At 63.3% G+C, this 21,913-nt stretch carries 20 protein-coding genes and 2 pseudogenes; 9 read left to right on the forward strand and 13 right to left on the reverse strand.

The features are described 5' to 3' along the window. Window positions 1–248, forward strand: a 248-nt coding sequence (locus HCZ87_RS20865) for a hypothetical protein (protein ID WP_217701951.1), incomplete at its 5' end; no start/stop codon positions are given. Window positions 249–693: 445 nt separating this feature from the next. Here HCZ87_RS20865 and HCZ87_RS08860 read toward each other — a convergent pair. From HCZ87_RS08860 to hutI, 10 genes and pseudogenes are all read right to left on the reverse strand, one after another. After that, the gene (locus tag HCZ87_RS08860; protein ID WP_167643396.1) at window positions 694–2,091 is read right to left on the reverse strand and encodes an FAD-binding oxidoreductase; all 1,398 of its coding nucleotides are present in this window, start codon (window positions 2,089–2,091) and stop codon (window positions 694–696) included. Further along, window positions 2,091–3,206, reverse strand: a complete 1,116-nt coding sequence (locus tag HCZ87_RS08865) for a histidinol-phosphate transaminase (RefSeq protein ID WP_167643397.1) — start codon at window positions 3,204–3,206, stop codon at window positions 2,091–2,093. The genes HCZ87_RS08860 and HCZ87_RS08865 overlap by 1 nt, the downstream gene beginning before the upstream one ends. A gap of 64 nt (window positions 3,207–3,270) precedes the next feature. Next, window positions 3,271–4,077, reverse strand: coding sequence for an amino acid ABC transporter ATP-binding protein (locus tag HCZ87_RS08870; protein ID WP_167643398.1), 807 nt, complete (start codon window positions 4,075–4,077; stop codon window positions 3,271–3,273). 16 nt (window positions 4,078–4,093) lie between these two features. Continuing rightward, the gene (locus HCZ87_RS08875) at window positions 4,094–4,765 is read right to left on the reverse strand and encodes an amino acid ABC transporter permease (protein WP_167643399.1); all 672 of its coding nucleotides are present in this window, start codon (window positions 4,763–4,765) and stop codon (window positions 4,094–4,096) included. 9 nt (window positions 4,766–4,774) lie between these two features. Further along, the gene (locus tag HCZ87_RS08880; RefSeq protein WP_368484102.1) at window positions 4,775–5,428 is read right to left on the reverse strand and encodes an amino acid ABC transporter permease; all 654 of its coding nucleotides are present in this window, start codon (window positions 5,426–5,428) and stop codon (window positions 4,775–4,777) included. A gap of 72 nt (window positions 5,429–5,500) precedes the next feature. Continuing rightward, the gene (locus tag HCZ87_RS08885; RefSeq protein WP_167643400.1) at window positions 5,501–6,325 is read right to left on the reverse strand and encodes a transporter substrate-binding domain-containing protein; all 825 of its coding nucleotides are present in this window, start codon (window positions 6,323–6,325) and stop codon (window positions 5,501–5,503) included. A 48-nt stretch (window positions 6,326–6,373) separates the two neighbouring features. Further along, window positions 6,374–8,047: pseudogene (gene hutU, locus HCZ87_RS08890) on the reverse strand (urocanate hydratase). Continuing rightward, window positions 8,044–8,844, reverse strand: coding sequence for an N-formylglutamate deformylase (hutG, locus tag HCZ87_RS08895; RefSeq protein WP_167643401.1), 801 nt, complete (start codon window positions 8,842–8,844; stop codon window positions 8,044–8,046). Before hutG ends, hutU begins: the two are co-directional and overlap by 4 nt. Next, entirely contained in the window at window positions 8,841–10,379 is a 1,539-nt protein-coding gene (gene hutH, locus HCZ87_RS08900; protein WP_167643402.1) for a histidine ammonia-lyase, read from the reverse strand. Before hutH ends, hutG begins: the two co-directional genes overlap by 4 nt. Continuing rightward, window positions 10,367–11,584: an imidazolonepropionase gene (gene hutI, locus HCZ87_RS08905; protein ID WP_167643403.1), complete on the reverse strand. Its 1,218-nt coding sequence runs from the start codon at window positions 11,582–11,584 to the stop codon at window positions 10,367–10,369. The genes hutH and hutI overlap by 13 nt, the downstream gene beginning before the upstream one ends. Before the next feature lie 84 nt (window positions 11,585–11,668). Here hutI and HCZ87_RS08910 point away from each other — a divergent pair, with 84 nt between their 5' ends. Continuing rightward, entirely contained in the window at window positions 11,669–13,030 is a 1,362-nt protein-coding gene (locus HCZ87_RS08910; protein WP_167643404.1) for a formimidoylglutamate deiminase, read from the forward strand. Window positions 13,031–13,045: 15 nt separating this feature from the next. On the opposite strand, the gene HCZ87_RS08915 is transcribed toward HCZ87_RS08910, so the two are convergent. Continuing rightward, window positions 13,046–13,600: a HutD family protein gene (locus tag HCZ87_RS08915; RefSeq protein WP_167643405.1), complete on the reverse strand. Its 555-nt coding sequence runs from the start codon at window positions 13,598–13,600 to the stop codon at window positions 13,046–13,048. 81 nt (window positions 13,601–13,681) lie between these two features. Between HCZ87_RS08915 and HCZ87_RS08920 the strand changes: the two genes are divergently transcribed. Next, window positions 13,682–14,374, forward strand: coding sequence for a GntR family transcriptional regulator (locus HCZ87_RS08920; protein ID WP_368484103.1), 693 nt, complete (start codon window positions 13,682–13,684; stop codon window positions 14,372–14,374). Between the two features lie 235 nt (window positions 14,375–14,609). Here the strand turns inward: HCZ87_RS08920 and HCZ87_RS08925 are convergent, their stop codons facing one another. Then, window positions 14,610–16,589 carry a hypothetical protein gene (locus HCZ87_RS08925; protein WP_254868577.1) on the reverse strand — a complete coding sequence of 660 codons (1,980 nt, stop codon included), beginning with the start codon at window positions 16,587–16,589 and terminating at the stop codon, window positions 14,610–14,612. Between the two features lie 355 nt (window positions 16,590–16,944). On the opposite strand from HCZ87_RS08925, the gene HCZ87_RS08930 reads away from it, so the two are divergent. The 6 genes and pseudogenes from HCZ87_RS08930 (at window position 16,945) to HCZ87_RS21305 (ending at window position 21,295) form a co-directional block, all read left to right on the forward strand. After that, a complete protein-coding gene (locus HCZ87_RS08930; protein WP_175582202.1) occupies window positions 16,945–17,460 on the forward strand; it encodes a sigma-70 family RNA polymerase sigma factor in 516 nt (171 codons plus the stop codon). After that, a complete protein-coding gene (locus HCZ87_RS08935; RefSeq protein WP_254868578.1) occupies window positions 17,445–18,143 on the forward strand; it encodes an anti-sigma factor in 699 nt (232 codons plus the stop codon). The genes HCZ87_RS08930 and HCZ87_RS08935 overlap by 16 nt, the downstream gene beginning before the upstream one ends. 119 nt (window positions 18,144–18,262) lie before the next feature. Further along, entirely contained in the window at window positions 18,263–18,814 is a 552-nt protein-coding gene (locus HCZ87_RS08940; RefSeq protein WP_167643407.1) for a fasciclin domain-containing protein, read from the forward strand. Window positions 18,815–19,024: 210 nt separating this feature from the next. Further along, a pseudogene (locus tag HCZ87_RS21000) lies at window positions 19,025–19,078 on the forward strand (hypothetical protein); the annotation flags it as partial. A 256-nt stretch (window positions 19,079–19,334) separates the two neighbouring features. Continuing rightward, on the forward strand, window positions 19,335–21,050 hold the full coding sequence (locus HCZ87_RS08950; protein WP_167643408.1) for a SulP family inorganic anion transporter: 1,716 nt from the start codon (window positions 19,335–19,337) through the stop codon (window positions 21,048–21,050). Beyond that, window positions 21,050–21,295, forward strand: coding sequence for a winged helix-turn-helix transcriptional regulator (locus tag HCZ87_RS21305; RefSeq protein ID WP_368484106.1), 246 nt, complete (start codon window positions 21,050–21,052; stop codon window positions 21,293–21,295). The genes HCZ87_RS08950 and HCZ87_RS21305 overlap by 1 nt, the downstream gene beginning before the upstream one ends. 10 nt (window positions 21,296–21,305) lie before the next feature. Here HCZ87_RS21305 and tsaA read toward each other — a convergent pair whose 3' ends face one another. Beyond that, a complete protein-coding gene (gene tsaA, locus HCZ87_RS08960) occupies window positions 21,306–21,776 on the reverse strand; it encodes a tRNA (N6-threonylcarbamoyladenosine(37)-N6)-methyltransferase TrmO (RefSeq protein WP_368484104.1) in 471 nt (156 codons plus the stop codon). Window positions 21,777–21,913 lie beyond the last annotated feature (137 nt).

The raw sequence follows: 21,913 nt of genomic DNA on the forward strand, positions 1-21,913 counted from the left end.
TCTTCATCGGAATCTCCTCGTTCATCCTGCCGAGAAAATTCTACTTCCGCATCCCCTTAAGATCGGGGGGGATTACCCCACAAGTTATCCGTGATACTGGGAAGAACCGCGACTACTGGTTTGAGGCGAGGAATACGACAGGCCAGCAGTTCGCGAGGCTTCTCGGTTTGGGTCAGAAATGCTTGACGTTTGGGTCAGAATTGAATGACGCGAATTGCCCATTTCTTGAGGTTTTGGCTGCCGATTGAGTCAAAGGTTCGTGACGTTCCACACCCCTGTAGAACGTCAGACGAAATTGGCTTTTTCGTCATGAACTGAACCAATCACCGCGAAGCGGATGATTGTGGGTGAACCGCGACTATCCGGTTCGTCCCTCCCCTTAAGTGATGCTTCGCTATGCCTTTCAGACAATGATGCACGGAAAGCGCCTATGCAACGCTGGGATGGCGGAAGGACTGGTTAAGGAACAAACGGCCCTCTGCGGACATTCGACAGGATAGTCATCGTCGCAGCGCAGCTTCTCTGGACCGGTTATCCGTTGCATGATCTTGCAGTCCCCCGTTAGAAACGCGAAATGATCTGGCCCTGCCGGTCGCTTTTTCAGTCATTGGTCGACCCTACAACTGTTTGATGGACGTCAGGTCTCTCGGTCAGCAATTGCAGCAGGCTCGCCAAGGCTTCAGGCCGCAGCCGTCACCGGGCGAACAGCACGCCGGGGTTCATCCGGCCGTCAGGGTCCAGCGCCTGCTTGAGCGAGCGCATGATGCGCAACGACACCGGGTCGACCACTGCTGCGAATTCCTCGCATTTCAGCCGACCGATTCCGTGTTCCGCGCTCAGCGTGCCACCCAGGCGGATCGCCTCCTCGGCCAGGATTTCCGTCAGGGCCACCCAGTGCTCGCGGAATGCGCCGTGTGCCATCGTTTCTGGGCGCATCAGGTTGAAATGCACGTTGCCATCGCCCAGGTGCCCGAAGGGAACCGGGCGCACCCCCGGAAGAAAGCGCTCCACGGCGCGCCCCGCCGCCTCGAGATACTCGGGCACACGGCCGACCGGCACGGCGGTATCGCTTTTCAGACAGCTTTCATCGCGGATCAGCGCCTCGGCGATGGCTTCTCGCAGCTTCCAGAACGCCATGCGCTGCGCTTCGTTCTGGGCCAGCAGGGCGTCCTGAATCAGCTCTGCTTCGAAAGCACCGGCCAGCCCATCTTCCAGCAACCCGGCCAGGTCCATCGCCTCCGAGGCGGTTTCGGCCTCGATCAGAACCGACCAGGCCCCCGGCGTTTCCAGCGGGTCGCGCATCTTGGTATGGGCAAGCGCCGCGTCGAGCGCCCCGCGCGAGATCAGCTCGAAGGCGGCAACCGTGCCGCCCATCCTGGCCGACAGCGCATGCAGCAGTTTCAGCGCCGCGGCGGGCGTCTTGACGCCAACAAAGGCCGTGGCGCGGGACACCGGAAGCGGGCGCAGCTTGACGACCGCACCGGTGATGATGCCAAGGCTGCCTTCGGCCCCGATAAAGAGCTGGCGCAAGTCATAACCGGCAGTGTTCTTGCGCAGCGCCCGCAGCCCGTCCCACAGCGTACCATCGGGCAAGACCACCTCGAGCCCCAGCACCTGATCGCGCGCCACGCCGTAGCACAGCGCGTTGTTGCCGCCCGCATTGGTCGACAGGTTACCGCCAATCTGGGACGATCCGACAGCGCCATGCGACAGCGGAAAATAGAACCCGGCCTCTTCCGCGCGGGCCCGCAGGTCGGCCAGAACCATGCCCGCATCGACCGTGGCGGTCGCGCTGTCGGCATCGAGATCGCGCAGACGGTTCATCCGGCCCAGCGACAGGATCACCGTCTTGTCCAGATCGACCGGCACCGCTGCCTGGGTCAGCCCGGTCAGGCCCCCCTGCGGCACCACCGACAGCCCCTCGGACTGGCACCAGCGCAGCGCCGCCTGAACCTCGGCGGTCGATCCCGGCCGCAGCACCGCGCGGGGCGGTGTGACGGTCGCACCCAGCGGGTCGTCCAGAAAGGCCGCCATATCTTCGGGTGTGGTCAGAACGCCCTTCGCGCCCAGCATGTCGCGCAGAGTTTCCATCACGCGGCCTCCAGTTGGTTTTCGATTGCCGCAAGAACGCGTTCGTTTTCCTCCGCCGCGCCGATGGTGATGCGCAGCGATCCATTGGCATCGGGCCAACCCAGCGCTTGCACCGCAATCCCCTGCCCGTGCAGCGCCTGCGCCAGCGCGGTGGCCGAACCATTGAACCGCACGGTCAGGAAATTGGCGAAACTGGGAAGGACGACAAACCCGAGCCGTTCCAGCCCCGCGCGCAGCTGTTCACGCCGGGCGACGGTTTCGGCCACCGCCGCACGCATATACGCCGCGTCCTCGAAGGCCGCCCGCGCCGCGGCAAGCGAAGGCCGCGAAACGTTGAAGTTGTGCCGGATTCGGCTGAACCCGCGCTTCAGCCCCTCGTCCGAACACAGCGCATAGCCGACCCGCAGCCCTGCCATGCAATAGGCCTTGGAAAAGGTGCGTGTCACGACCCAGGGTCCGGTGCGGCTGCGCAGCAGGGTCAGGGTATCGGGCTCGTCGCCGCCGCAGGCGAACTCGAAATAGGCCTCGTCGATCACCAGAAGGCAGGTTGCGGGCACCTCGCGGATCGCGCGCTCAAGATCCGCTTCGCCCAGGATGTTTCCGGTCGGATTGTTCGGCGTACACAGGTAGAACAGCCGCGTGCGGGGCGTGATCGCCGACAGCATCGCCGCGACGTCGTTGGCCCCGTCCGGGCGCAGGGGGACCTTGACAATATGGGCGCCGGTCATCTGCACGCCCTTGCCGCAGGTCGGGAAGGTCGGGTCCGGCATCACCGCCTCGTCGCCGCGGTCCAGCGCGACCTGCGCGCATTGCACCAGCAACTCGCCCGAGCCATTGCCGAACACGATCCGATCCGCCGCGATGCCGGTGCGGGCCGCAATCGTGCCTGCCAGCGCGACCGCGTGGTGATCGGGATAGCGATGGCTGTCGGCCAACGCCACTTGCGCCGCCGCCAGCGCCAGCGGCGAGGGCGGCATCGGCGCTTCGTTCAGGTTCAGCCGCGCCAGATCGCCGGACGGGCGGTCGCCCGCCTCGGGCATCAACGGCAGGGCCGGAAAATCGATCGCCTCGACACTCGGGACAGGGATCGGATGCGGAATGTTTTGATCGGGCATGACAATGGGTCTTTCGGTAAAAGAAAGGGAAAAACAGCACATGCAAGCGTGGTCTGGCCGGGGATCAGACCACGTTGCGTTCGCGATAGGTTTGCAGGAAGCTGCGCAGCCGCGCGTCGCTCGGCTCGGCGCCGAAAATCTCGTCCGGCGGGCGGCAGGTCACCAACCGGCCGCTTTCCAGAAATGCCACCCGGTCGGCGGCATGCGCTGCAAAGCCCATTTCATGGGTGACGACCACCATGGTCATGCCCTCTGCGGCCATGTCTTTCATCACGGTCAGCACCTCGCCCACCAGTTCCGGGTCCAGCGCCGAGGTCGGTTCGTCAAACAGCATGATGTCGGGTTCCATCGCGATGGCACGTGCGATCGCCACCCGCTGCTGCTGTCCACCCGACAGGCCCGAGGGAAAGTTCTCGGCCTTGTCCTTCAGGTTCACCTTGTCCAGCGCGTCCAGCGCGCGGGCATTCGCGTCGTCTGCAGACAGGCCTTTGACCTGCCGCAACGCCTCTGCCACGTTCTGACGGGCAGAGAAATGCGGCCAAAGGTTGAACTGCTGAAACACCATTCCGATGTGGTGGCGCTGTGCCCGCAGGGCTGCGGGCTTCAGCGGCTTGCGCGGGCCCGAGGGTCCTTCCTGCCAGCCGATCAAGGCGCCGTCCTTGCGCACTTCGCCCTCGTCGTAGTGTTCGAGGAAATTGAGGCAGCGCAGAAGCGTGCTTTTCCCGGAGCCGGACGGCCCGATGAGGCACAGCACCTCGGAGCGGTTCACATCCAAGTCGATTGCGTCCAGCGCCTTGAAATTGCCGAACCATTTCGACATGCCGCGCACGGTCATGATCGGGTCAGAGGGGGAGGTTTCAGTCTGCGTCATGAGGACCGACATCCTTTCAAGTCGAAGAGGCGGCGCGCTTGAGATGCCGCGTGGCGCGGATCTCGATGCGGCGGCCAAGCTCGGCGGTCAGGACCACCAAAAGCCAGTAGAACAGGGAGAGAGCCAGGAAGGGCTCCACATAGGTGAAGGTCTCGGCCGCCATCGTCTGTGTCTGGAACAGCAGCTCAGGCACGGTGACAACCGACAGGATCGCCGTTTCCTTGCTGAGGATGATGACAAAGTTGGTCAGCGGCGCGGTGATCAGCACCAGCGTCTGCGGCAGCATGATCCGCCGCAGGATCGTGAATTCGCTGATCCCGATGGCGCGGGCCGCCTCGATCTGTCCGGGGGGGATCGCCTGAAACCCCGAGCGGAAAATCTCGGCGAAATACGGGCTGCCGTAGACGATAAAGCTGGTGATTCCCGCCTGCACCGGCGTCAGCACCAGCCCCATGTAGGGCCCGCCGTAATACAGCAAGAACAGCTGGATCATGAAGGGCGTGCCCCGGATCAGCTCGATATACGCGCCAAGCACCCAGCGCACCGGCGCCGCAGACCAGCGCATCAGACAGGCGATGACGAAGCCAAGCGCCGCGCCGCCTGCCGAGCCGATGATCCAGCACAGCAACGTGATGCCAAAGCCCTTCAGCAGGTCGGGCCCGTAGCGTAGGAAAAGATCGAATTCCATGGCGGCCTCTCAGGTCAGGGCCAAACGCCGTTCGGCGTAACGGCCGAGCTGCGACAGCGTGAAGTTGATGACGAAATAAATCAGCGCGGCGGTGATATAGATTTCAAGCGGGCGGTAGGTCTGGCCGGTGATGTTCTGTGCCACGCGGGTCAGCTCGCCAATGCCGACGACGGACGCCAGCGAAGACACTTTGACCAGGAGGATCAATTCGTTGATCAATGACGGCAGGCCGAGCCGCAGCGCCTGCGGGATCAGGATGCGCCGCCATAGCGCGAAGGGCGAGATACCGAGCGCCTCGGCGGCCTCGGTCTGCCCCGAGGGGATCGACTGAAGCGCGCTGCGCTGAATTTCCGCGACATAGGCCGCAGAGCACATGCCGACCGCCAGGATCGCTGCGGGCATGGCGGGCAGGTCCAGCCCGATGCGCGGCAGCATGTAGTAGAACAGAAGCAGTTGTACCAGCAGCGGCACACCGCGAAAGGCGCTGATGTACAGCCCGCTCAGCACGCGCAGAACCCGGCTGCGGCCGATCCGCGCGGCGCAGATGAAGGTGCCCAGCACGATCGCAAGCGCAATGCCGGTGATCGAGATCAGCAACGTAAAGCGCGCGGCACCTAGCATATAGGGCAGGTTGTGAAGGATGACGTCAAAAGAGAATTGCACCGCAATAAGTCCTGTCTCTGACCAGTGGCCCTTCCCGCGGGCAAGACCGCGGGAAGGGAAAGGCGCAAGGGATTACTCGACCGCGGGCATCTCGGTCGGCAGCTCGGGGTTTGCCCCCAGCCACTTTTCATTGATCGCCGCCAGCGTTCCGTCTTCGTGCAGCTTCAGCAGCGCGGCATTGACGGCTTCGATCAGCGACGCAGTTTCGTCATCGCCACGCGCAACCCAGCCGAAGTACTTCGGGTCACCGAACGGCGGCTCGACCAGCGCGAACAGCTCGGGGCGCTGCACGGTGGCATAGCCCATCAGCGGCATCGAGTTGGCAACCGCCTGGATACGCCCAGCGGCAAGGTCGGCCAGGGCTTCGTCGATGTTGACGTATTCACGCACCGTTGCCGGTTCGCCCAGCTTTTCCGAGAATTTCTTGAGCTGTTCGAGCTGTGCCGAACCCTTCTGCGACCCGACCGCCAGGCCCGCGATGTCCTCGGGCTTGGTGATCGCATCGTTGCCGGCGCGCTTGGCCAGTGCCACGGTCGCGTTGCCGATCGGCAGGGTGAAATGATAGCGCGACATCCGCTCGGCCGTCATGGTGACGGGGGCATTCACGATGTCGAACTTGCCCGCTTCCAGCCCAGGCAGGATCGACGACCACGGAAGGTCGATATATTCCACCTTCACGCCGAGTTCCTTGGCGACCGCGTCGAACAGGTCGCGACCGATGCCTTGGTATTCGCCATCCTTCAGCATGTCGAAAGGGGCATAGTGCATTTCGGTCGCGGCGGTAATGGTGCCCCGCTCGCGAATATCGGCCAGCAGGTCGGCCTGGGCAGGGGTTGCCTGCGACAGGCCGACAGCCGCCGTCAGGGCCAGCGTTGCGGCTGTGATGATCGCTTTCATTTTCTCTCTCCTTGTTGGTTTTTTTTCGTTGATCTTCTGGTTGGGTCGTCAGTTCCCGAGGATCGAAGGAAGCCTAAGACCCTTTTCCCGTGCGCAGTCCACGGCAATCTCGTATCCCGCGTCGGCATGACGCCAAACGCCAGAGGCCGGATCGTTCCAAAGTACACGTTCGAGGCGTTTTGCGGCCTCTTGCGTACCATCTGCGCAGATCACGACACCGGCATGCTGGCTGAAGCCCATCCCGACGCCGCCGCCGTGGTGCAGGCTGACCCAGGTCGCGCCGCTGGCGGTATTGACCAGCGCGTTCAGCAGCGGCCAGTCGCTGACCGCATCCGAGCCATCCTTCATCGCCTCGGTTTCGCGGTTGGGCGATGCCACCGAGCCGCTGTCGAGGTGATCGCGCCCGATCACCACCGGCGCCTTCAGTTCGCCATTGGCGACCATTTCGTTGAAGGCCAGACCAGCGCGGTGCCTTTCGTCCAGCCCGATCCAGCAGATCCGCGCGGGCAGACCCTGGAACGCGATCCGGTCGCGGGCCATGTCCAGCCAGTTGTGCAGATGAGTGTTGTCGGGGAACAGTTCCTTCATCTTCTGGTCGGTCTTGTAGATGTCCTCGGGATCACCCGAGAGCGCCACCCAACGGAACGGCCCGACGCCCCGGCAGAACAGCGGCCGGATATAGGCCGGCACGAATCCGGGGAAGGCAAAGGCGTTTTCAAGACCCTCTTCCAGCGCGACCTGACGGATGTTGTTGCCGTAATCCAGCGTCGGCACACCTGCGTTCCAGAAATCGACCATCGCCGAGACATGCACCTTCATGCTGGCCCGCGCAGCTTTCTCGACAGCCTTCGGATCGCTTTCGCGCTTTTCGCGCCATTCGGCCATGGTCCAGCCCTGCGGCAGGTAGCCGTTGATCGGATCGTGGGCGCTGGTCTGGTCGGTCACGATGTCGGGGCGCACGCCGCGCTTGTAGAGCTCGGGGAAGATATCGGCGGCGTTGCCCAGCAGCGCGACGGATTTCGCTTCGCCCGCCTTGGTCCAACGCGCGATCATCTCAAGCGCCTCGTCAAGGCTGTCGGTTTTCTCGTCCACATAGCGGGTGCGCAGGCGGAAATCGATGCTCTCGGGGTTGCACTCGACCGCCAGACAGCAGGCCCCGGCCATCACGGCGGCCAGGGGCTGCGCGCCGCCCATGCCGCCAAGGCCGCCGGTCAGGACCCATTTGCCTGTCAGGTTGCCGTCGTAGTGCTGGCGCCCTGCTTCGGCGAAGGTCTCGTAGGTGCCCTGAACAATGCCCTGGCTGCCGATGTAGATCCACGACCCCGCGGTCATCTGGCCGTACATGGCCAGCCCCTTGCGATCAAGTTCGTTGAAATGTTCCCAGGTGGCCCAATGCGGCACCAGGTTCGAGTTGGCGATCAGCACGCGCGGGGCATCCTCGTGGGTGCGGACCACGGCAACGGGCCGGCCCGATTGCACCACCAGCGTCTCGTCCGATTCCGGCGTTTTGGGCGTGGAGGTGATCTAATCGAAGTATTGCCAGGGGCGGGGTGCCCGCCCGATCCCGCCATAAACCACCAGTTCGTGCGGGTTTTCGGCCACGTCCGGGTGCAGATTGTTCATCAGCATCCGTAGCGGTGCCTCGGTCATCCAGCTTTTCGCGTTCAGTTCGGCGCCGGTCGGGGGAAAGATGTCGCGAGTGTTCTTGCGCGGATCGGTCATGAGGTGCCTTGCAGGTTCGGGGCCAGATCGGCCAGTTGTGTCAGGATGTCTTTCAGGTGGACGCGCAGCGGCGCGGCGCGATCCTCGTCGTAGTCGAATGGCAGGGTTTCCTGCGCCAGGTGGGTGGCCTGGGCCAACTCCATCTGGATGGCGTGAAACCCCTCTTGCGGGCGGCCGTAGTGGCGGGTGGTCCAGCCCCCCTTGAAACGCCCGTTCAGCACATGGGTATAGCCCTGTGCGGCGGCGCAGACCGATGTGGTCGCGGCCTCGATCCGCGAATCGCAGCTGGCGCCGTTGTTCGTCCCGATGTTGAAATCCGGCAGGATGCCTTCGAACAGGAACGGGATATGCGAGCGGATCGAGTGGCAATCATACAGGATCGCAACCCCGTGCCGGTCCCGCACGCGCTCCATCTCGGCCATCAGCGCCGCATGATAAGGCGCGTGATAGGCCAGTCTGCGCCGTTCGATCTCGGCCGCATCGGGGGCGGTGCTCCAGATCGGCTCGCCATCGAAGTCGCTCAGCGGCACCAGCCCGGTGGTGTTCTGCCCGGGATAGAGGCTTTCGCCGGACGGGTCCCGGTTGGCGTCGATGGCATAGCGGTGAAACGTCGCCCGCACCGTCGTCGCACCGGGCAGGAGCCCGTCATAGAGCCGATGAATGTGCCAGTCGGTGTCGCTCAGCGCGCGCCCGCGCGCATTCAGCGCCGAGAGGATATCTTCGGGCAGCCATGTTCCGGTGTGGGGCAGGCCCAGCACCACGGGGCTGTCACCCTGATGCACCTCGACCGGGGTCATTGCGCCAACTCCGGCAGGGCCACGCCGGAGGCCGCGACACAGCCCCCCTCGCCGACGAGGCGCGCGGCCCGTTCCAGGTCCGGGGCCAGGTAGCGGTCCGTGGTCATGGTCGCGACCTCGGCACGCAGGGCCGCGATCACCTTGGCAAGCGGGGCGCTGGTCTCGAGCGGCGCACGGAACTCAACACCCTGCGCGGCACAGAGCAACTCCACCCCGAGGATACGGTTGAGGTTCTCCACCATCCGCGACAGGCGGCGCGCGCCATGGGCGGCCATACTGACGTGATCTTCCTGGTTGGCGCTGGTCGGCGTGCTGTCGGTGACGCAGGGGTTGGCCAGGTGCTTGTTCTCGCTCATCAGCGCAGCGGTTGTGACCTCGGCGATCATGAAGCCCGAGCTGAGGCCGGGATTGGGCGTCAGGAAGGGCGGCAGGTGAAAGCTCAGCGCCGGGTCGACCATCAGGGCAATGCGCCGCTGGGCGATAGCGCCGATTTCGGACAGGGCCAGCGCAATCATGTCGGCGGCAAAGCCGACCGGCTCGGCATGGAAATTCCCGCCCGAGACGATCATCCCTGCCTCGGTCAGCACCAGCGGATTATCGGTCGCGGCGTTCGCCTCGGTTTCAAGCGTGCCGGCGGCCATGCGCAGCATGTCGAGCGCCGCTCCGGTGACCTGGGGCTGGCAACGGATGCAATAGGGATCCTGCACCCGCAGGTCATCGTCGCGGTGGCTGTCGCGGATCGCCGAGCCGTCCAGCAGCGCCCGCAGTGCGGCAGCGGCGTCGATCTGGCCGGAATGGCCGCGCAGGCTGTGGATTTCGGGCTGGAATGGCGCGGTCGAGCCCATCACCGCATCGGTGGACAGCGCCGATGTCACCAGTGCGGCCTGCGCCGCGCGCCAACCGCCAAACAGACCGGCCAGCGCAAAGGCGGTCGAGAACTGGGTACCGTTGATCAGCGCCAGCCCCTCTTTCGCGCCCAGCACGATCGGCGTCAGCCCAGCCGCCGCCAGTGCCTGCCCACCGGGCATCACCGTACCATCGAATTCGGCCTCGCCCTCGCCCATCATCACGGCGGCCATATGCGCCAGCGGCGCCAGATCGCCAGAGGCGCCGACCGAGCCTTGCGCCGGGATCACCGGGGTGACGCCCTGCGCCAGCATCGCCTCGATCAGACTGACGAGATCGAGCCGCACGCCCGAGGCGCCGCGCCCGAGGCTGAGCAGTTTCAGCGCCATCATCAGCCGCGCGACCGGGCGGGGAATCGCCTCGCCCACGCCACAGCAATGGCTCAGGATCAGATTCCGTTGCAGGGTCGCGGTGTCCTTGGGCTCGATCTTCACCGAGGCGAGTTTGCCAAAGCCGGTGTTCACGCCGTAAACGGCGGCATTGCCGGCTGCCGCGGATGCGATGCGCCGGGCCGCCTCTTCCATTGCCGGGTGACAGGCGGGATCAAGCGCCACGGAACATTCGTCCCAGTATATTTGGGCCAGGTCGGCCAGCGTGGCCTTGCCGGGCGTAAGGATCAGGTGTTGCACAGGGTGCCTCCGAAAATGCGGCTGTGAAGGGGGTTGAAACCGATGCGATACGCCAGCTCTGCTGGGTGGGCGACGGACCAGACCGCAAGATCGGCCCGCATCCCCGGCGCGATCATGCCGCGATCCTTCAGCCCTAGCGCGCGCGCAGCATGCGCTGTTGCCCCGCGCAACGCCTCTTCCGGGGTCATGCGGAACAGGGTGCACCCCATGTTCATCGTCAGCAACAGCGACGCGAGCGGCGAGGAGCCGGGGTTGCAATCGGTGGCCAGCGCCATCGGCACGCCGTGTTCGCGAAACAGGTCGATGGGCGGCATCTGCGTCTCGCGCAGCGTATAGAAGGCGCCCGGCAGCAGCACCGCCACCGTTCCCGCCTGCGCCATGGCCGCGACGCCGGTGGCGTCGAGGTATTCGACATGATCCGCCGAGAGCGCCCCGTAAGACGCCGCAAGCCGCGCCCCACCCAGGTTCGACAGCTGCTCGGCATGCAGTTTCACCGGCAGGCCAAGCTCGCGCGCCACGTCGAACACGCGGGCGATCTGATCGGGAAGGAAGGCGATGCCTTCGCAGAACCCGTCGACCGCATCGACCAGACCTTCTGCATGGGCCTCGCGCAGGGTGGGGATGCAGATCTCGTCGATATAGGCATCCGCGCGACCGGCGAACTCAGCCGGGATCGCGTGCGCCCCCAGAAAGCTGGTGCGTACCGTCACCGGGCGCAGCTGCGCGATCCGGCGCGCCACACGCAGCATGGTCAGCTCGGTTTCGCGGTCCAGCCCGTAGCCGGATTTGATTTCCAGCGTCGTCACCCCTTCGGCGATCAACGCATCCACGCGCGTCAGCGCCTCTTCAAGAAGGGTCTCGGGCGTGGCCGTCCGCGTCGCGCCAACGGTTGACACGATACCGCCCCCTGCCCGCGCCACCTCTTCATAGCTGGCGCCCTGAAGCCGCATTTCGAATTCGCGAGCGCGGTTACCGCCAAACACGAGATGGCTGTGGCAATCAATCAGGCCCGGCGTCATCAGCCGCCCGCCGAAGCCGGTGCGCGCAAGTCCGGCGTATCGGGCGGGCAGATCGGCTTTGGGGCCGACCCAGGCCACCTGCCCGTCCTCGACCACGAGAGCCGCCCGCTCGATCAGACCGTAGGGCAGCTCGCCGTCACAGGTCGCGATGGTGAGATCGGTGAAAATATGACTGGCAGCGTTCATAATATCCTCGGCGTCACTATTCATATTTATTTGTATGCCATTTTCATATTATGTCTAGTCATAATGTCAAGGAAAGGAGCCGAGATGGCAATTTTTGCGAAAAACGCCCTACTTTCAGATGGTTGGGAAAATGATGTACGAATCGAGACAGATGGCACCCGGATCGCCACCCTGCGAATCGGCAGCAAAAGTGCCCCCGGCGACACTTTGGTCGATACGCTGCTGCCCGCGCTGTCGAACTTGCACAGCCATAGCTTTCAGCGCGCGATGGCTGGGATGACCGAGTATCGGGCCAGTGAACGCGACAGTTTCTGGAGCTGGCGCGAGCTCATGTACCGCTTCGTCGACCGCCTGACCCCCGAGCAGATTGAGGCGATCGCCGCGCTGACGTTCCTTGAAATGCAGGAAGCGGGATATGCCGCCGTGGCCGAGTTCCACTATGTGCATCACCAGCCCGACGGGCGCGCCTATGACGACAAGGCCGAGCTGTCGGCCCGGATCTGCGCGGCGGCGGCGCATACCGGCATCGGCCTGACGCTGCTGCCCGTGCTCTACAGCTATGGCGGGGCGGGTCAGACGCAGCTGGCCGGCGGCCAACTGCGGTTCGGCAACACGCCCGAAGCCTATCTTGCGCTGATCGACGCGACCCGCACGCATCTGTCGGACCTGCCCGGTGACGCCGGCCTTGGCATCGCACCGCATTCGCTGCGCGCCACATGCCCCGACGAGCTGGCGCAGGTGCTGGCCGCGCGGCCAGCGGGGCCGGTGCATATCCATATCGCCGAGCAGGTGAAAGAGGTCGAGGACGTCAGTGCCTGGCTGGGCCAGCGCCCGGTCGAGTGGCTGCTGAATCACACCGAAGTCGGGCCGGACTGGTGCCTGATCCATGCCACCCACATGACCGACGCGGAAACCCGCGCGATGGCCGCCAGCGGCGCCGTGGCCGGCCTGTGCCCGATCACCGAAGCCAACCTGGGCGACGGCGCGTTCAACGGCCCTACCTACCTCGAGGCAGGCGGCGCCTTTGGCGTCGGCTCCGATTCGAACGTGCGGATTTCGCTCACCGAAGAACTGCGCACCCTAGAATATTCGCAGCGCCTGCGCGACATGGGCCGCAACGTGCTGGCAAGCGACGCCCTGAGCACCGGCGCCACGCTCTATCAGGGTGCCGCGACCGGCGGCGCCCGCGCGCTGGCCCGCGACTCTGGCCGGATCGAAACGGGGGCGCTGGCCGATCTGGTGGCCATCGACAGCGCCACCCCGGCGCTGTGCGCGCTCGGCAACGACCGGCTGCTTGACGGCCTCGTCTTTGCGGCGGCCGACACCGCCGTGACCGATCTGTGGAGCGCAGGCCGCCACCAGGTGCGCGGCGGCCGACACATCGCGCGCGACACTATCGAAAAGAACTATCGCCAGGCGATGGCCGCTCTCATGGCCGCGCTGTAGCGCCGCCAGACACCGCTACCCGCCCTGCGATAGCGAGATCAGCAATATGCTGTCACCGTCGGCCAGGGTCAGGGTGGCGGCCTCGCCCTCCAGCAGGACGGTATCGCCCGCATCGAAAGGAGCACGGTTCAGATGGAACCCCTCGGCCAGACCAAAGACCACCCGCAGCGGGGCCTGCGCGTCAGGGACAAGGGGGCCTTCGAACGGGCCCTTCAACACGCTGACCTCGGCGTGCACCCGGCCCGCGTCATACATCAGGTTCAGATCGCGCAGCGGACCGTTCGGCAACCGGGCCGAGACAGGCAAACCGCCATCGAAGGTCAGCGGCGCATGCAGCGCCGCAACCAGTGTCTCGCTGGGGGTGTCCAGCATCATCGGCCCGCCCCGGATCACGGTGAGCACGCGCGTCAGGCCCGCGAAATCGGAGAACGGCCCCTCCGAATCCACATCCGCGATGCTGAGGCGCCACAGCAGGCCGCCATCATCTTCGGCCCGCGCCACCTCGCGCGTGATGCCTCCACCATTGCGCCAGGGTGTTTCTTTCGTTTCGGTAAATCTGATAGACTGCATTCGTGGCCTTTTGTGTGGGATTTTCACCGTCGCGCCTGATAATAATCGCAGACATAACAATAATAAACATAGGAAATAACTGTGGCAAATCTGACCTATCGCGACGTGAAAGCGGAAATCCTGCGACGCATCCGCGCCGACATCTGGCCACCCGGAATGCTGCTGCCGGGCGAAGTCGACATCGCCACGGAAATGGGCTGCGCCCGCGCCACGGTGAATCGCGCCATGCGCGAACTGTCCGACGAAGGCGTGATCGACAGGCGCCGCAAGGCGGGCACGCGCGTCAACACCGCGCCCACCCGCCAGGTAAAGTTCCAGATTCCAGTGGTGCGGCGCGAAATCGAGGCGACGGGCGCCGAATACCGCTATGCGCTGGCCTCGCAAGACATCGTGCCCGCACCCGACTGGCTGCGCGCGCGCCTTGCGCTGAAACCGGACACGCGACTGCTGCACCTTGAATGTATGCACTATTCCAACGGCCAGCCCTTCCAATTCGAAGACCGCTGGATCAACCTGTCGACGGTACCTTCGGCCGAAGAGGTGAACTGGTCGGTCGAAATGCCCAACGAATGGCTGATCCGCACGTTGCCCTTCACGGATGCGGAATTGCGGTTTTCGGCCACCTCGGCGGACGAAAAGCTAAGCCGCTTTCTGCTGGTGCCGCCCGGAGCGTCGATCTTTACCATCGAGCGCTCGACATGGCTCGACCTTGACGCGGTGACGACCGCGCGCCTGTTCTTCGGCCCTGGCTACCAGATGGTCGCGCGCTATTGAGGCCCAGCGGCGACAGGCGCGGCAATATTCCGCGCTGATCGTCCTCCTTTGTGGATCATCGCAGACCCACCTTGGCACATCGATGCCGTCGGGGAGCGGTCACATCATCAGAGCCCGGACACGTCCATTTCTCGGCCTCGGCTAGAGGTGTCGAGATACGGCTCGATAAGCAGGCCCTACGGGATAGCGCTGCCGAGTTTTACGGGAAGCTCAGGTTTTTCTCGGACACGCAGAACTATTCAACGGGGATGGCCGACATCATCTCCTGGAAGGTATCCTTCACAGCCTGCGCCGAAGGATCGGCCTTCAGCCATTCTTCGGTACCAAACTTGACCGTTGTGAAGTCGATATTGATAAACCCAAAGACATCCTGTGTTCGGCGATTGTATATCGCGCCAACTAGTGTCTCTCCACACCCGGCTGGACCACATGCCAGTCCAACATAGATATCCCCGACATGGCTATTGGGCGGCAAGTAGACCGATTCTGCGAGAGTCTCGGACAAGATTTGTCGCAGAGCCTCGGCATGCTCGGAAGATGCGATCACCGACTGGACGGCCTCTTGCGAGAGAATATCAAAGGCGTTTCCGCCGTCGATCTGACCGGTGGGCTTCACAGGTTTGCGCCGTGCAGCAAGGTCGGATTCTCTTTGCGCCAACCGATCAGCCTCACGCGACCTCGCTTCCGCTTTCGCTGCCTCGGCCTCTGCCGCGCGCTGCGCCTTGGCCTCGCGGCGCTCGATGGTTTTCCAATCCTCCTCGGACACGGGTTCGAAATCGACAGATGGTCCCGAGGTGACGGAAATTCGCAAAGGATCAATATCGTCACTTCGATAGGGAAAAATTTCAAAGCTGCTCGACACTCCGTTTTCAGCGGCAACGGTCGCCACGACCCGGGAGCCGCGATAGTGCACCACGACATCCGCCGCCTTCGTGCATGCTCCGAACGGTTCGGACAGCAGACCGTGTTCAGACGCATCGACCCAAAGCCAGCGATAGGCCTCGGCACATCCGTCGGGCAACGATGGACCCGAAAAACGGATCAGGGCCAATGCTTCGCTCACGGCCACGATACGCGCGCTGTCAGGCGTGAACGAGGGGACAAGAACGCGCCCACCGATCCGCGGTGATCCGCCTTCGAAATCAACACGGGTTTGCCCGCGATTATCGCCCGTACCAATCTTATGGATCATTAGATCAGCCGAGCGTCCGAACCTTGGATACTCTACCTCCGGCGAAGCAAGCTCGGGTGGGGTCTCCCTCTCTTGGTCGGGCGGCGTTGTCGCGGACGACACGACACGGGCGATATCCGCCGATATTGCCTCATTCGTCGCGATCTTGCAGTCGTTGCTTCCATAGAACAGCGCGCCATCGGCGCAGGCTTCGCTGGCCGGGGTTTCCGCCCCGGCGATTGCCTGCGTTTCCTGGGCATCCTTTGTGGGCGCAGGGGCGAGCGGAGCTCCAAAACGCCCGAAGGCAAGATAGACCAGATAGCCCTCGAAACGGTCACTCCCTTCCTGGTAGAGCGCGAGGCGACCGTCCTCGATCCGCAGGTTGACACATCCCTCCCGGAGGCAAAGTTGACGCACACCATAAGAGGTCATCTCAAGCACGTGTTTGCCCCGCTTATCCAACATGGCTCCGGTTCCGTCCGGCCTCAGTTCGACAGCAAATATGCCCGATCCCGGCTGATCGACATAGACCGTCCCGGGGAGTGAGGCGGTCAAATCCCCGGTAAACGATGCAGGGTTGTGGCGAACGAATCCTGGCCAGGCTGCAAAGATGCGGGACGAGCCGTAGGGGTCTTCCTGAAATGGGCGCCAGCTTCCGTCGCTTTGCGGATAGACCGTGGACCAACCGCTGCCGATTCCATAGGTATTGCCGCGTTTGCAAACCTCCTCGCCATTCAACTCGAAATCAAAACAGATGACATTTTGATCGGCAGCGCGCCACGCCGCCTCTCCGCCTTTGCCACTCGCATAGGTAAACTGTGCGGTGCCAGTCGGTGACAAGTAGACCGACCAGACCGCATAGTCCCCCACCGTCACCCCAACGAGCGTGTGCCCCGACAGTTCAGACAAGGGCGGCATCGGATCGGCATGCGCATTCTCCATGCCAAAGCCCAGCATCGCGAAGGCGCAAGCTGCGAGGCTTGAGCGAATTGAAGAATTTGGAACGGGTCGCAGGCGAGAGAGTTCAGCAAATAGAGAGGACATAATAATAGTGTTCTGGCTTGTGTTCTTTGTCAGCGTAGACAGAGGTAAATATCTCTGATCGCTGGCAATTCTTTATTGTAAGGTCGCCAGATGCAAGCATTCTATGTGTGATCGGTCGCGAACATTTTCCGACTGCAATCTGTTGTGCTGCGACGGAGTAGCGCAAACTGTTGCCCCTCTCCGCCCTACGCCGCGGCGTTCGGTACGACAGGATGGAGGTCTGGCATCGGCTGATATCCTCCGCCGGAACCGGTGCAGTTTTAGCGCTGGCCTTTCCAAGCCCACTCGCGCAATACTTCCGCGAACCCTGTTGGAACAGTGGCCGCACGTGACCCAGAAGAGCGACATTGAAAGCATGATCTTGCAAGTGGGTCTTGGTGACCGCGCTGCATTTTCTGCACTCTATGATGCGACCTCGGCGAAACTTTTTGGCGTTTGCCTGCGTGTCTTGAACAATAGGGCCGAAGCCGAAGACGTGCTCCAGAACGTCTTTGTAAAGATCTGGCAGAAGGCCAATCTTTACAGCGCCAACGGATATAGCCCTATGACCTGGTTGATTACCTTGGCGCGTAATGCGGCGATCGACAAGCTGCGCGCACGCAGGGGCGGCACCGTGGATATTGATGATGTCCACGATCTTTCCGACGATGCGCCCACGCCCGAGGCCGAGGCGATCGCCTCCTCCGAGAGGGCGCGTTTGAACGGCTGCCTGGACGAGCTGGAGGCCGATAAATCAGAGGCTGTGCGTCGCGCCTATCTGGACGGTGACAGCTATCAGGACCTGGCGGCACGCTACGATGTACCGCTCAATACAATGCGCACATGGCTGCGACGCAGCCTGCTGAAACTGAGGGAATGCCTGAGCCGATGAGCCCGGAAGAAGACCATAGCGACGATGCCGCCCTTGCGGGCGAGTATGTGCTGCATCTTCTTGATGACGCCGAGCGCGTGGCGTTCGAGAGGCGCATGGCCGATGAGCCCGCCCTGCGCGATCTGGTGCGCGAATGGGACGAAAAGTTCTCGCTCATGATGCAGGACATCGCGCCGATCACGCCCTCCGCGGCGGTGAAAACGCGGCTGGAGGACAGGCTCTTTGCCGACACGCCCCGGTCGCGCAGCCCCTGGTGGAACTGGCTTACCGGTGGTGTTGTGGCGGCCGGGCTTGCCGTCGGCGCCGTTCTCTTGATGCCGAACCTGATCTCCGGCCCCGATATGGCACCGACCTTCACGGCAAATATCGCCGCCGAGGACGGCTCGCTGATCGTCACGGCGCATTTCACTTCGGGCACCAATCGGCTTCATCTGTCGCGCCAGATCGGCGACGCGCTGCCCGGGCACTCCTTTGAATTGTGGCTGATCGCGGACGGCGCGGAGGCGCCGGTGTCCCTGGGCGTCCTGCCGGAAGATCGCGAGGCCCTTATTGACCTGCCGAGCGAGCTGGCAACGCAAATGACCAACGCGGTACTGGCCATCACGGACGAGCCGGCCGGAGGCTCGCCCTCCGGTGCTCCGACCGGACCTGTGGTTGCCGCCGGGCCCGTGACGGGCGCCTAAGGTCAGCCACAGGTCAGCGTTCACAAAAAAATTCAAAAACTCTGAAACTTTCCCCCGGGGCCGCCCGTGTCTTCTTCGTCATCCGCCCACAAAGGGCCGACGCAACGAAGGAGACTACTATGACCATCAAGACATTGATTGCCGCTTCCACTGCTGCTCTGGCGCTTGGCACTGCCGCATTTGCTGAAAACCCCACCGTTGGCGGGGCACCGATGCTGCAAGAACGTAACATCATCGAAAATGCCGTGAATTCCCCCATTCACCAGACGCTTGTCGCGGCTGTGAAAGCCGCCGATCTGGTGGACACCTTGCAGGGCGAAGGTCCCTTCACGGTCTTTGCCCCGGTTGACGAGGCATTCGCGGCGCTGCCCGACGGGACGGTGGACACCCTGCTGATGCCGGAAAACAAGGAAATGCTGCAAAAAGTTCTGACCGCGCATGTGGTGGCCGGTGACTGGTCCGCCGCCGATATCGTTGCCGCCGCGAAGGCCAGCAGCGATGGGTTTTACCACTTCAACGCCGTTTCCGGTGATGCGCTTTCTGCCCAGGTCAAGGGCGACAACGTCTATATCATTGATGAAAGCGGCAATGCCAGCAAGGTCATCGTTGCCGATGTCGATCAATCCAACGGGGTGATCCACGTCGTTGATCACGTGCTTGTTCCCGAATAACGCCAGATAGATAGGCCGTGCCCTCCGTCGCAGCGGAGCGGCACTGCCGGACCTGAAGCAAACGCTCGATTGCCCCCCTGCCCGCGTCCCGGCAGGGGGTTTTTCCATTTCTCGCAAAAGCCGCATAATTGATATTTGAAATATCAATTCATTATTACTATACGTGCACAAAGATACAATAGAGTTACCCAGATGATCACCGGACCTCAAATGCGCGCGGCGCGGGCCCTGCTTGGGATCGACCAGAAAACCCTGGCCGAACGCTCTGGCCTGTCAGTGCCGACCATCCAGAGAATGGAGGCCAGCACCGGCAATGTGCGCGGCGTGGTGGACAGCCTGACCAAAGTTGTCATGGCGCTAGAAGCGGGCGGCGTTGACCTGCTCGCAGAAGGCGAGCGCGGACGGAGGGCGCGGTGTCAGACTGAAATCACCCAAACCCACAACATAAACGATAACCGCGACGGCGACCGCCGACCCCATGCCGACGATCCCGCCGCACACCGATCCAAGGTGCGGCCAGATGACAGACCCAACCAAGACCACCCGCCAGCCCCCCAGCTTTGCGGAGCTCTACACCCCCAAGATTTTGACCACATTCCGCGAGGGATATGGCCCGGAGCAGCTGCGCCGGGACGCCATATCCGGCCTGACGGTCGCAATCGTGGCCCTGCCCCTTTCCATGGCGATCGCCATCGCATCGGGGGCGACACCAGCGCAGGGACTTTATACCGCCATCGTCGGTGGGTTTCTGGTCTCTCTGCTCGGTGGATCCCGGTTTCAGATCGGCGGCCCCGCCGGCGCCTTTATCGTGCTGGTGGCCGCCACGGTCGCGCAGCACGGCATGGAGGGGCTGATCCTCGCGACCTTCCTTTCGGGGATCATGCTGGCGTTGATCGGGTTGCTGCGGCTTGGCACCTTTATCAAATTCGTGCCCTTTCCGGTGACCGTCGGCTTTACCGCTGGCATCGCGGTGATCATCTTTGCCAGCCAGATCAGGGATTTGCTTGGCCTGACCCTGTCCCACGAACCCGGCGAGTTGCTCGAAAAACTGCCGGCACTCTGGACAGCGCGCGAGAGCCTGTCGCTGCCCGCAATCGCGATATCTCTGGTGACCATGGGGATCATCCTTGGGCTCAAGCGCGCGCGGCCGCGGTGGCCGGGCATGCTGATCGCGGTGGCCGCTGCCTCCGCCCTTGTCGCGGCCTTTGGCATGCCGGTGCAAACCATCGGAACCAAGTTCGGCGGGATTCCCTCGGGCCTGCCAGCGCCGACGCTGCCCGAATTCACCCCTGAGCGGGTGATCGACATCTTTCCTTCCGCGCTCTCCTTTACCTTGCTTGGCGCGATCGAATCCCTGTTGTCGGCGGTGGTGGCCGATGGGATGACCGGACGGCGGCACCGCTCCAACTGCGAATTGGTGGCGCAGGGCGTGGCCAATATCGGCTCCTCGCTGTTTGGCGGAATCTGCGTTACGGGGACCATTGCCCGAACCGCGACCAACGTTCGGGCCGGCGCGCATGGGCCCGTGTCCGGCATGTTGCATTCCGGTTTTCTGCTGCTCTTCATGCTTTTCGCCGCGCCGCTGGCGGGCTACATTCCGCTGGCCGCGCTGGCGGGTGTCCTGGTGATCGTGGCCTGGAACATGATCGAAAAACCCGCCATCGCGATCCTGCTGCGCTCCGGCTGGGGCGAGGCAACGGTGCTTGGCGCCACCTTCCTCTTGACCATCTTCCGCAGCCTCACCGAGGCGATCATCGTGGGCTGCGCCCTGGGATCGGCCCTGTTCATAAAACGAATGAGCCAGGCGACGGCGATCTCAAGCCACAGACCCTATGTCGGCAATGACGAGGCCGATGACGCCCATCCAAGGGGCGACTATCACGAAGCGGAGGCGATGAACCCCGACGTCGTGATCTACCGTATCTCCGGCGCGCTCTTTTTTGGCGCGACGGCCACCATCGGCTCTGTTCTCGACCGTATTCAGACCAGCCACAAGGCGCTGGTGGTGGATTTCACGGCCGTGCCATTTCTCGATTCCACCGGCGCAAACATGATCGAGGGGCTTGCGCATAAAGCCCGCAGCCAGGACGTGACGCTTTGGCTGACCGGAGCCTCTGCGGATATTCAAAAGACCTTCGCCGCCCACAATCTGTTGCCGCCGCTTGTGCAACTGGCCGACAGTATTGATGACGCGCTGGCCCGGCAGCAAAGCAATCAGACGAGAGAGGTGGCATGATGCCAGATGGAAGCGCAGGATCGCCTCCCGGCTGGGCAAAACGCAGCGCCCAGGAGCGGCGTCAATTTGTGTTGGACGCGCTGGTGCGCCCCCGTACCCAATCCGAGTTGCGCGATGCGCTGGGCATGAGCAACAGCGGCATCTTGCACCTGTTGCGCCGATTGGAACGAGACGGGCTCGTCCGGCCCGTCGAACGCGTGGCGCGAACACAAATCTGGGAACGGATCCCCACGGATCCGACCTAGAAGCCCGAGCCTAGGCTTTAGGCGGCACCTGCGGCGTATAGGCACAGCGGTCGGGTTTGATATCCAGCAGCGGCGTTCTATCCAGACAATCCAGCCCCCGCACCACCACGTCGCAGCCCTCGATCCGCTCCAGACGCACCAGAGAGGTGCCGATCGGATTGGGCCGCACCGGGGAGCGCAACGAAAAGGTGCCGGTCGTTGCCCCGTCTGACTTCGGCGATTGGGTCAACAGATCCCGCCGACTGCGATCCAGCCAATAGAGCACCTCGATCCGCGCATAGGCCTCCAGTCCCGCAAGCGCGGGCTCCCAGATTGGATCAAGCACAAGGCGACATTCTGGTCCGTCAAGCGCGCCTTGCCGCGGGCATTGGCTGCGATCCGTCCAGGGGGTGCGAATCTGGCCAATGAACCGCAGATGCGCGTCCGCCGCCCTGGGCAGATCAATACGGCGTTCATTCTTGCGCATTGCGTCCTCGGCCACGTTGTCCACCTTTGGTAAATTTTGCATTCATTTGCAGTACAAATTGTCCGAGCGTCGCAGTCAGGCTCCAAAACGCCGACGATCTGCTTGATATCTTGGCATATGCATACGTAAGTTGACCACAGGCGGCACCGCAA

Source organism: Phaeobacter sp. HF9A, assembly GCF_011806385.1.
In the GTDB taxonomy this organism is placed as follows: domain Bacteria; phylum Pseudomonadota; class Alphaproteobacteria; order Rhodobacterales; family Rhodobacteraceae; genus Epibacterium.